This is a genomic window from Oscillibacter valericigenes, assembly GCF_016902445.1.
GTDB lineage: Bacteria > Bacillota > Clostridia > Oscillospirales > Oscillospiraceae > Oscillibacter > Oscillibacter avistercoris.
In genome coordinates this window covers 1-368 of record NZ_JACSNX010000074.1, presented here as the reverse complement: position 1 = coordinate 368, position 368 = coordinate 1, and the positions used below count along the sequence as shown (strand labels likewise).

Sequence of the window (368 nt, the reverse complement as noted above, 5' to 3'; positions counted from 1 at the left end):
CAATAGGGCCGTTACTCAAATGATACTTAAAGCTACACAATATTTCGTCTTTATGTTGCCGTAAAGTCCTTTGGACTTTTTGTAATTTAAACGGCAATTCTGTTAATTTTCGATTTAGAAGTGTTTGTAACTCTGCAGAGTCTTCATTATCAATGGCACTAATCAGTGTTTGATAATAATCATAAGCTTCTTTAAGTTCTGGAGACATATCAAGTAATCGATCAACTACTTCACTATTAGTTAACCAGGCACCTTTAAAGTTACGACAGGGGTGATAACGGACGTTATCAAGTTCACTAACTTTTTGCAATAGTAGTTTCCAAAAACGTTTCAATGCCCGAGATTCATGTGAACCAGCCCCATAATAG

At 35.6% G+C, this 368-nt stretch carries 1 protein-coding gene; it reads right to left on the bottom strand.

Annotated features, from left to right (window positions below; translation table 11 throughout):
* On the bottom strand, positions 1-368 hold a 368-nt coding region (locus tag H9X91_RS14100; RefSeq protein WP_204805887.1), incomplete at both ends, for a transposase.